Here is a 10516-nt window from a genome sequence, read left to right as displayed (position 1 = left end):
CCGTAAGGGCGGAACCATAACCCGCCATCACCTAAATAACGGATATTCACACCGCCCCCTACGCCACCCGCACCAAAGCATACCGATTCACCGGCACCGGCAACCCCAAATGCCCCCGCAACGTGCTGTGACTGTACTCACTGCGAAACAACCCCCGCGCCCTCAGCAATGGCAAGACCTGATCGGTAAACCGCGCAAAATCCTCCGGCGCGCCCACATGGATATTGAACCCATCCACCGCCCCCTCCACAAACCAACGCTCAATCTCATCCGCCACGGTTTTGGGCGAACCGACAAAACTGGAAAACGGCTTGGCAAACCGCAACGCCGCCTGACGCAACGTCAACCCCTGCTCACGCGCTACGTGCTTGATGTGCTCGGCATGCCCGCGATACCCATTGCTACCCAGGTCGCCCAATTCAGGGAACGGCTCATCCAGCGGATATTGGCTGAAGTCGTGGTAGTTGAAGGGCCGCCCCAATTGCACCAAGGCTTTATCCAGGTCCAGCTCGCCATTGCGCTCACGGTCGATGGCCTGGGCCTGCTCATCGGTGTCGGCAATGATCGGCGAAATGCCCGGCAGGATCGTCACGTGATCCGGGTTGCGCCCCGCAGCGGCGGTGCGTTGCTTGATGTCCCGGTAGTACGCCTGGGCGTCTTCGAAATTGCCTACGCCGGCAAAGATGCCCTCAGCATAGTTGGCCGCCAGGCTGCGCCCGGATTCGGAAATGCCCGCCTGGAAAATCACCGGCTGGCCCTGGGCCGAACGGGAAATGTTCAGCGGCCCAGTGACCGAAAAAAACTCGCCGTGGTGGTCGAGGCGATGTTGACGCTGCGGGTCGAGGAACACTCGGGTTTGCTTGTCCCGCACAAAGGCGTCGTCCTCATAGGAATCCCACAGCCCCTGCACCACGTCCAGGTGTTCGGCGGCACGGCGATAGCGCTCGGTATGGTCGATGTGCTGTTCGCGACCAAAGTTGCCAGCGGCGCCTTCAAGGCCCGTGGTGACCACGTTCCAACCGGCGCGGCCGCCGCTGATATGGTCCAGGGAGGCAAACTGGCGCGCCACGTTGAACGGTTCGGTATAGGACGTCGTCAGCGTCGCCACCAGGCCGATTTTGGAGGTGGCGCCGGCAAGCGCCGAGAGCAGCGTCAAGGGTTCCAGGCGGTTGAGAAAATGCGGGGCTGAATCGGGTGTGATGTAGGGGCTGTCGACGATGAAGACCAGGTCGAACTTGGCGGCTTCCGCCTGTTGTGCCTGGGCGCGATACCAGTCGATATTGACGCTGGCATCACCGGGAATCTGCGGGTGCAGCCATTCGTTCTGTGCGGTGCCGACGCCGGTGAGAATGGCGCCAAACTTGAGTTGCCGAGCAGGGGTGGGCATCAAGGAAGTCCTCCGTGGATGGCAGCGATGCTTGCCGTGGAGAATGACCTTAATGCCCGTGGGTGGCGCTTGTGAAAGGCTTTGTTGATCTATGCTAATTATGAAAAATATTGATTTCTAAACAACATCTTCATCCAATAGCAGCATAACAAAAAGCCACCCGGTTCAACGCCGTGCGCTGACCGCCGACCCATCGTTGGACACGATCACTTCCACACGACGGTTCAACTGGCGCGACTGTGCGCTCAGGTTATCGGCCACCGGGAACTGCTTGCCGTAGCCGATGACGGCCATGCGCTCGATCCCCACGCCGAGCCGTTGCAGGCCACGGGCGACGGCCTGGGCGCGACGCTCGGACAAGCTCTGGTTGAAGGCATCGCCGCCAGTGCTGTCGGTGAAACCCTCGACACGCACCTGGCGCTCCGGGTTCTGCAACAGGAAGTCGGCCAGTGCCTGGAAGTCGCGCTGGCTGCCGGGCTTCAAGTCGGCCCTGCCGGTATCAAACAGCACATCACCAAAGGTAACCACCTGGCCGCGCTCGGTTGGCTGGGCCTTCATCGCCTGCAACGCCTTGAGCTGCGCGGTGCGCACGTCGAGCTGCACCTGGGTGCGGTCAACTGCGATGTTGTCGAGCTGGGCATCGGTTTGGCGGCTGATGATGGTTTGCTCGGCCACCGCGATTCGTTGTGTCGCCAGGTACGCCAGCTGGTCGATCTTCGGGTCGGTGCGGCTGTGCAGGGACAGTTGGTTGGCGCGGTCCAGCGCGTTGGACGCAATGCGGGTTTCAACCGCCGCCAGGGTGTTGGACGCAGGGTTCTGCTGCAGGGTGGAGAACTGGCTACGGGCTTGCAGCAGTTGCGGGTTTTCCGGCGGTGTGGCGCAACCGACCAGGGCCAGGGTCAGGGCCGACAGAACAGGAATGACGAGAGTGGCACGCATGGGAGGCTCCTCAGTGGGTGGTCGCGGGGGCGTTGAGCATTTCCTGCTTGAGCACCTGGATGCCCTCGCGCGCCTGGTTCAAGACCTGTTGTTTACGCACGGCAGTGGCCTTGGCTTCGGCCAGGTTGGCGTCGACTTCGATCTGCTCGGCCAAGCTGTCGACCAGGACGTAATTTTTTTCGCCGATGGCTTGCTCCATGCGGGCCAGCTTGTCCTGTGCCGTTTTCATCTCAAGCGGTGCGAATTGGGTGGCTTGCGCGGCCAGGGCACGCCCGACCGAATCACGGGCCAGGGTGGTTTTTTGCTCGGATGGCGGGGTCGCGGCACAGCCTGCCAGCACACCCGCGACCATCACGGCCCAGGCCGAGCGGCGCAGGCGTTTGCTCACACAGGTCATTTTCATGGTTTGACTCCTAGGCATTTACGGGCCTGATGCCCCCTCGCTTGGGGTCAAGCGAGGGGGCCATCCTAGGAGGTAAAGGTCGAGCAGAAGCGATGAAATCTCCGGCCACAATGTAGGAATTTTCCCAATAAAAACAAAACCCTGTAGTGAGCGGGCTTGCCCCGCGCCGCGGTGTGCCAGACAAGTGTGAGACACCTGACACACCGCAGCGGCGTGTCAGGTAAATTTTAGGTGGCTGACACGCCGCCGCGCGGGGCAAGCCCGCTCACTACAGGTAAAGGGGCGCTTCGGGGTGGTTCAGGAGCTTCTGGCGGCGATGGCTTCGACTTCGACCAAGGCCCCCGGCAACGGCAACGCCACCACTTGCAACGCGGTGCGTGCCGGTTTGTTCGGTTGCTCCGGTGTGCCAAAGAACTGCGTATAGCCGGCCTGCAACCCGGCAAAGTCCAGCTTGCCGCCGGTTTCTTCAGCGCCCACCAGGAACACGCGCAACTGCACGATATCGCCCAGGTCCAGGTCTTGCTGGCGCAGGATCTTGCGCAGCTTGTTGAACACCGACACCGTCTGCACCTCGGTGTTGCCATAGGCTGCCGGCGTACCGGCCGGGGCGTTGGCGTCGTGCAGGTCGGGCAAGGTGCCGCTGACAAAGATCAGGCTGGCCGAGGCCGGGACGGTGACGGTTTGCGAGATCGGGAAGTCGCCGAGGCTGGTACGTTGAATGCTGTCGCTCATGATGAAGCTCCTTAGGAGGCGGCAAGGGCCGCGATCTGCCGTTGTTGAGTCACGCGTTCGGCCAGTTGCCCGACCACATGGCGTGCCGAGTTGGCCGCCGATTCCTGCCAGATACCCACGCCGCTTTGCACCAGGCCGTCACCGGCGAAGTACACGCGGCCGTGGCCGGCTTCGAGCAGCGCGCTGGCGTCGGCCGGGAAGTGCTCGCGTTGCAGCCACGGGCCCTCGCTGTAGGGGATCTGTTCCCAGGACACCGCCAACGGGTTGCGCAGGTGTCTGGAATAACCCGGGTGCAGCAGCTCCACTGCCTCCTTGGACGTGGCGTATTGCTTCTCGAATGGCTGCGCGCCAAACACATCGGCGCCCTCCCCGGTCACGTAACCGGCCACCAGCAAACCTTCGCGGGTATTGAGGTCGTTGCTCGGGTACCACAGCAGGCGCGCCGGGTGTTCGATCCAGGACAGGCCGCCGTAGGTGCGGTAGTCGGTTTCCCAGAAGCGCGGCGACTGCCACGCCACCTTGGTGGCCTGGTCGCTGCGGGTGCTGAGCAGCGCGGCCTTGATCGGGTCGCTGAAGTCGGTGTCGAGCCTGGCCAGCAAGGGCAACGGCAAGGTCGAGATCAGGTAATCGGCGCGCACCACCTGTTCGCGCCCGCTGTGTTTGTCGTGATAGGTCACGGCCACGCCGTCATCCAGCTGGCGGATCTGGCGCACCTGGGCGCCGAGCTGCACCTGGTCGCGCACCCGTTGATAGAACGCATCAGTGATACGGTCCATGCCGCCAACCGGTTGGAACATGGTGGCGGAAAACTCCGGGAACTCGGTGTGCAGCAACGCGCCCCACAACTCCGGGTGCAGCAGTTGGTCCAGCGCCAGCGGGCGGCGACTGGCAGGCAACGCACCGGGATGCGCCGGCGACTCCAAATGCCCCGAACGCAGCGTGCCCTCGAAGACCAGCTCCTGCGACAGGTCGCCATACACCTGCAGGAACGCCAGCAACCGCGTGCGCTCCTCGTGACTCAACACATCATCCAGCGCGTCACGTTGCACCGCCTTGGCCAGCAAGCCAGACACGTGCCCGCGCGCATCGTTGATCGCCTGGCCCACGCTGAACGCGGGCCTGTTCACATCCGGCCGCACCTGGGCGCCATGGCTGCTGTTGACCAGCACTTCCAGCGGCACCCCCAGCTCGCTGCAATAGTCGAGAATCGTGCGGTGCTGGCTGGGGATCCTGGCCGGGCCTGCGTTGAAGTAATGCCCTGGGTCGAACGCGGCGGTCTGGGTGCGGCCGTCCTTGTAGTCCACGCGGTCGCCATGGCGGATTGTCCAGGTGCGACCGCCCGCCCGATCACGCGCTTCCAGCACCTGCACGTCGAACCCGGCGCGGGTGAGTTCCAGGGCCGTGACCAGCCCGGCAATCCCGGCGCCCAGCACCAGCACGCGGGTGCCCTGCCCCAGGCTCTCCTTGAGTTTCAGCGGCTGCGGGCGGCGGTGCGAAGACGGCCCCAGGCCCAATACCGCCAATGCATCCTTGACCGCCTTTTCCCCGCCTACCGCAGCGAGGCTCGACAGCGCTTCACGTCGTGTCAGTCCCATGCTCGATGCTCCTTAATCCGGCAGGCCCGGTGGGTTGATCAGCGACTTATCGACGCGCTCGATATCCAGGCCCCAGCGTTGCAACACCTGTTCGTATTGGCCGCCGGCAATCGCGCCTTCGAGGGCGGTGTGAATCGGCTTGACCAGGCCGTTGTCCTTGCGCGTGGTCACCGCGATATCGGCTTTCAACGGCCAGCCACCGTTGACCGTGCCGACGAGTTTGATACCGCCGGTGATGGCCGCCGAATAGGCGTACACCGAGTTGGGCCCGAACAACGCATCGCTGCGCCCGGACTGCACCGCCAGCTGCGCGGCGGCCTGGTCGTCGAAGTACTGCAACAGGGCCGGCTTGATGCCGGCCTTTTCATTGGCCTCGTTCCAGGCCAGCAGAACCTTTTCCTGATTGGTGCCGGAGCCGACGATGATCTTCAGCCCGGCAATGTCGGAAGCCTGCTTGATCTCGCTGATCTTGCTGGTGCTCTTCACATAGAACCCGAGCACGTCCTGTCGATACGTGGCGAAGTCAAAGCGCTTCTTGCGCGCCTCGGTCACCGTGACGTTGCTGATCACCGCGTCGTATTTGCCCGAGCTGACGCCCAAGGGCCAGTCTTCCCAGCTGGTCTGCACCACGTTGAGTTGCAGGCCCAGGCTGTCGGCGACCAGTTGCGCGGTGTCGGCCTCGCTGCCGATGGTGGTCTTGTCGTCATTGGCCAACAGCGCCAGGGGCGGCCCGGCCACGCCGGACACGGCCACGGTGAACTTGCCCGGCTGGGCGAACTTGAAGCCCGGCGGAATCTGCGCGATGGCGGTTTCGTTGCGCGGCACGTGGATGCGCGGGCGGTCGGGGCTGAGGTCGACCTGTTGCACGGCCAACGCGGTTTGCGCCGCACTGACGGCAAGCACCAGCAAGGCGATACGGGCAGTAGGGATGAACATGGGCAGTCACTCCTTGAACTAAAGCACTTTGCCGAGAAAGGCGACGGTGCGGGGATGTCGGGGTTGGCGGAAGATCTGTTCGGGCGGGCCTTCTTCGATCAACTGGCCGTCGCAGAGGAACACCACGTGGTCGGCCACCTCGCGGGCAAAACCGATTTCGTGGGTGACGATCACCAGGGTCACGCCCAGTTGGGTCAGGCCCTTGATCACGTCGAGCACCTCGCCCACCAGTTCCGGGTCGAGGGCCGAGGTGGGTTCATCGAACAGCAGCACCTTGGGGTCCAGCGCCAGGGCCCGTGCGATGGCCACGCGCTGCTGTTGGCCACCGGAAAGTTGCCGGGGGTAGGCGTCGACCTTGTCGGCCAGGCCGACCTTGGCCAGCAATTGGGATGCCTTGGCGCGAGCCTCAGATTTGCTCCAGCGTTTGTGGGCCAGGGGCGCTTCGGCGATGTTTTCCCAGGCGGTGAGGTGCGGGAACAGGTTGAAGTTCTGGAACACAAAGCCCACGTCGATGCGGCGCTTGAGGATTTCGCGCTCTTTCAGTTCGTACAGCAGGTCACCCTTGCGGCGGTAGCCGACGTATTCACCGTCGATGGTGATGTGGCCGCTGTCGATCTTCTCCAGGTGGTTGATGGTGCGCAGCAAGGTGGACTTGCCCGAGCCTGACGGCCCGAGAATCACCGTGACCTTGCCCGGGTCGATGGTCAGGTCGATGTCTTGCAACACCTGCTGGTTGCCAAAGCGCTTGCCCACGCCCTGGATCTGGATGCGCCCGGCGCGTGCTTCAGCCATGGGTTTTCTCCTTGAGCCAGCCACGGATGCGCTGCAGCGGCGTCGGTGGCAGTACCCGCGCCGTGCCGCGCGCAAAGTAGCGTTCGACGTAGTACTGGGCGCTGGTCAGCACGGTGGTGATGATCAGGTACCACACCGTCGCCACGATCAGCAGCGGGATCACCGCCTGGGTGCGGTTGTAGATGACCTGCACGGTGTAGAACAGCTCCGGCAGGGCCAGCACGTAGACGATGGACGTGCCCTTGACCAAGCCGATGATCTCGTTGAACCCCGACGGCAAAATCGAGCGCAGCGCCTGGGGCAGGATGATCCGGAAGATGCGTCGCGACGCCGGTAAACCCAGGGCCGCCGCCGCTTCATGCTGGCCAGCATCCACGCCGATCAGGCCGCCACGAATGATCTCCGCTGCGTAGGCCGCCTGCATCAGGCTCAGGCCCAGCACGGCCACGGTGAACTGGCTGAGCACATCCACCGTCGACCACTCGGCGAACACCACTGAGGTGAACGGCACGCCGAGCACGATGTGGTCATACAGGTAGGCAAAGTTGTAGAGGATGATCAGCACCAGCAACGCCGGCATCGAGCGAAAAAACCAGATGTAGCCCCAGGCCAGCGCCGCCAACAGCGGCGAGCCCGACAACCGCGCCAGCGCTAACGCCGTGCCGAGGATCACGCTGAACACCGTACTGAGCAGGGTCAGCAACAGCGTCTGGCCGAGGCCGCGCAACACCGACGGCGAGAAGAACCACTGGCCGAACACGCCCCACTCCCAGCGCGGGTTGGTGGCCAGGGAGTGCACGATGGCCAGCAGCACCAGCGCAGCGAAGATCGACCCCGCCCAGCGCCACGGGTGCCGCGCTGGCACCACGTGCAGGGCCTTGATGGGCGTGGCGACACGCGCCTGGCGAACCGGGCGCACGTCTTCGATCAGGTCATAGGTTTTGGCGACAATGGGCATGTTTTTTCCTCCGCCTTAGAAGGCATAGGTCAAGCGGGTGTAGTAGTACCCACCGGTAAAACCGTAGGGCGAATAGGTGCCGTAGCTGGCGAGCATGGTGCTGCTCGGCACGCCTTGTTTCTTGGGGTATTGGTCGAACAGGTTCTTGGCGCCGATAGCGATGTTCAGGTCTTTGGTGAGGTTGTAGCCAAGGTCCAGGTCCGTGATCCATTTGGCGCTGTAGACCCTATCCAGGCTGCGATCCGCAGAGACGTTGACCTCTTTGTAGGCGCCATAACGGGTCAGGGCCAGGTTGAGGTTGAAGCGGTCGATGCTCCAGTCGCCACCCAGGATCAGCTTGGTTTTTGGTTGCACGTCGGTGATCAGGCCCCGGGCCTGGCGGTCCATCAGGTCATACGAGGTGCCCAGGATCGTCGTGGATTCCTTGTAATTGAGGATTTTGGTCTGGTTCCAGTTGAACGCGGCGGTCCACTTCAGCGAGCCGAACGCGCCGAGGTCCTGGTTGTAGTTGCTGACCAGGTCCAGGCCTTTGGTACGGGTGTCTGCGCCATTGATGAAGTACTGGCCGCCCGAGGTGGAGTTGATGCCGTTGTTCTGCAGCACCTGGGTGACTTCCGGGCCGAGCAAGGTGCCGGTGAGGGTGATGCGGTCACGCAGGTTGATCACATAGGCGTCGGCGGTGAAGTTCAGGCGATCGGTGGGCGTGAGGGTCAAACCCAGGCTGAAGTTGGTGGAGCGTTCGGGCTTGAGGTCCTGCGCCCCCAACGCCTTGGCCGCCGCCGAACCCACCGGCAGCACGCCGTAGTTGATCGACTGATACACCCCGTCCACCACGCCATAGGTGGTGGAGCGCGCACTGAACAGGCTGTTGGCCAGGGACGGCGCGCGGAAGCCATTGCTCACCGTGGCACGCACGGCGAACTGCGGCGTGAAGTCGTAGCGCGTGGTCAGCTTGCCACTGCGGGTGGCACCCACGCCTTCGTTGTAATGCTCATACCGAAAGGCGGTGCCGACGTACCAATCCGGCAGCGGGTTGAAGCCCACATCGACATAACTGGCGAGGCTGTTGCGCGAGGCGCTGCTTTCTTCATCCGGCGAAATGCCGTTGGTGACCTGGGCGCCGGACGATGCGCAATTGCCCGGCGCCACGCAGTAGCCGCCGTTGGCATAGGACGCGTAGTCACCGGCCTGTACCTCATACGTGTCACGCCGATGCTCGAAGCCATAGGACAGGTCGAGGGGCTTTTGCAGGCCGATGTCGAAGCCGCGCTTGAAGTCCAGGTTGGTGGTCAGCTCGGTAGAGATCCAGGTGCCGGAGGTAAAACTGTTCGGCGTGGCCTCGCCCAGGGACGGGTTCTGGTTATGGGTGGTGCCCTGCTCCGCCGCGTTGCGCCCGTAGGTAGTGGACAAGTCCCAGGCCCACTCGCCGACGGTGCCTTTACCGCCGAACGCCGCTTGGAAGTCATCTTCATCGATGTACCAGGTGGGCGTGTACCCCGACGGGTAGCCGTTGGGCCCGGTGGTGATGGTGTTGGTGATGGTCGGCAGGCGGAAGTTCTGCCCCTGCTCGGCCTTGCGTCGTGAATAGGTGGTGAAGGAGTAAAGGCTCAGGCTGTCATCGATCGGCAATTCGGCGTTGTAGCCCAGGGTGAGCAAGTTGGTCTTGGGCGTGCCGTAGCCGCCATAGGTCGCCTTGCCCGCCAGGCCATACGCCTGCTCGTAGGTGTAGCCGTTGGCGCTGGCCTTGTTGTCGTCGTTCTGGCTGCGTGCATCCAGGGCCAGTTGCACGATGCCGCCGTTGCCGATTTCGAAACCCTTGTTGAGGCTCTGCTGCACGGTCTGCTTCTTGCCGTCGTAACCCTGGCCGACGTTGGTCACCGAGGTGCCGCTGGTGTCGGCCTTGAGGATCACGTTGATCACCCCGGCGATGGCATCGGAACCGTATTGGGCGGCAGCGCCATCGCGCAGCACTTCCACGTGGTCGATGGCGCTGATGGGGATCAGGTCCAGATCCGCCGGGGCGGCGCCGGTGTTGATGCCGTTGATATTGAGGGTGGCGCTGGTATGGCGACGCTTACCGTTGACCAGCACCAGCACTTCGGCGGCACTCAGGCCGCGCAGGTTGGGTGCGCGGGCGATGCCACTGGCGTCCCAACCGGTTTTTTCCGGCAGGGTCAGCGAGGGGATCACGGCGCTGAGGGCTTCCATCAGGCCGGGCTTGCCGGTGCTCTGTAGTTGTTTGGCGCTGACCACGTCGATCGGCACCGGGCTGCTGGTGACGGTGCGTTGTTCGGCGCCTCGGTTGCCGGTAACCACTACGGTGGAGAGGGTGCTGTCGTCCTGGGCCTGTGCTGGGTTGGCCAGCAGGGCCAGGGCGAATACGGCGGTGGGTTGTAGGGCTCGCTTCATATCCATTCCTGCAGGTTCAAATCGCGAAGTCGGGCAGGCACGCGGTCGTGCGCGGTGCTCGGCGTTTTTGGGGGTGTTGCGGCGATTTGGGGCTAGGTGTGGAGCGCGTGCGGGGTTTGGATCGACAACATACGTTGAACTCCCTTCCAACGATTCTGCTGCGGGGTGGTTAGCCGGTTATGGGCGCAGAATCCGAATCACGATGGGTACCATCCGAGGTCAGGGGTAGGCTGTTGAGTTCAAACATAACGGAATGGGTTTTGAAAATATAATGCTATTTGGGCATAAGCTAATATTCTTGAATTTCATTATTGTTTGTTAGATTTATTCTTATAAGTAATGTTTTTTTGGGTTGGGGACATATC

Annotated in this window: 9 protein-coding genes; all 9 read right to left on the bottom strand. The window is 63.0% G+C overall.

All coding sequences use genetic code 11. The features are described from left to right. Window positions 1-58: 58 nt before the first annotated feature. The 9 genes from HX803_RS31205 to HX803_RS31165 all read right to left on the bottom strand — a co-directional run bounded on the left by HX803_RS31205 (window position 59) and on the right by HX803_RS31165 (window position 10151). Window positions 59-1387 carry an LLM class flavin-dependent oxidoreductase gene (locus tag HX803_RS31205; protein WP_178925934.1) on the bottom strand — a complete coding sequence of 443 codons (1329 nt, stop codon included), beginning with the start codon at window positions 1385-1387 and terminating at the stop codon, window positions 59-61. A gap of 165 nt (window positions 1388-1552) precedes the next feature. Beyond that, the gene (locus tag HX803_RS31200) at window positions 1553-2326 is read right to left on the bottom strand and encodes an OmpA family protein (RefSeq protein WP_178925933.1); all 774 of its coding nucleotides are present in this window, start codon (window positions 2324-2326) and stop codon (window positions 1553-1555) included. A 10-nt stretch (window positions 2327-2336) separates the two neighbouring features. Beyond that, window positions 2337-2729: a DUF4398 domain-containing protein gene (locus HX803_RS31195; RefSeq protein WP_178925932.1), complete on the bottom strand. Its 393-nt coding sequence runs from the start codon at window positions 2727-2729 to the stop codon at window positions 2337-2339. A 297-nt stretch (window positions 2730-3026) separates the two neighbouring features. Further along, entirely contained in the window at window positions 3027-3461 is a 435-nt protein-coding gene (locus tag HX803_RS31190) for a RidA family protein (RefSeq protein ID WP_178925931.1), read from the bottom strand. 11 nt (window positions 3462-3472) lie between these two features. After that, window positions 3473-5056 (bottom strand): FAD-dependent oxidoreductase, encoded by a 1584-nt coding sequence (locus tag HX803_RS31185; RefSeq protein WP_178925930.1) that lies wholly within the window; start codon window positions 5054-5056, stop codon window positions 3473-3475. Window positions 5057-5068: 12 nt separating this feature from the next. Further along, window positions 5069-5992 carry an ABC transporter substrate-binding protein gene (locus HX803_RS31180; RefSeq protein WP_178925929.1) on the bottom strand — a complete coding sequence of 308 codons (924 nt, stop codon included), beginning with the start codon at window positions 5990-5992 and terminating at the stop codon, window positions 5069-5071. An 18-nt stretch (window positions 5993-6010) separates the two neighbouring features. Then, window positions 6011-6784, bottom strand: coding sequence for an amino acid ABC transporter ATP-binding protein (locus HX803_RS31175; protein ID WP_178925928.1), 774 nt, complete (start codon window positions 6782-6784; stop codon window positions 6011-6013). After that, window positions 6777-7742 carry an amino acid ABC transporter permease gene (locus HX803_RS31170; RefSeq protein WP_178925927.1) on the bottom strand — a complete coding sequence of 322 codons (966 nt, stop codon included), beginning with the start codon at window positions 7740-7742 and terminating at the stop codon, window positions 6777-6779. Before HX803_RS31170 ends, HX803_RS31175 begins: the two co-directional genes overlap by 8 nt. Window positions 7743-7757: 15 nt before the next feature. Further along, window positions 7758-10151, bottom strand: coding sequence for a TonB-dependent siderophore receptor (locus tag HX803_RS31165; protein WP_178925926.1), 2394 nt, complete (start codon window positions 10149-10151; stop codon window positions 7758-7760). Window positions 10152-10516: the final 365 nt, after the last annotated feature.

Source organism: Pseudomonas sp. P7548, from assembly GCF_013386585.1.
Taxonomy (GTDB): domain Bacteria; phylum Pseudomonadota; class Gammaproteobacteria; order Pseudomonadales; family Pseudomonadaceae; genus Aquipseudomonas.
Note: the sequence above shows the minus strand (reverse complement) of the source record. Positions and strands in the feature narration are given on the sequence as shown.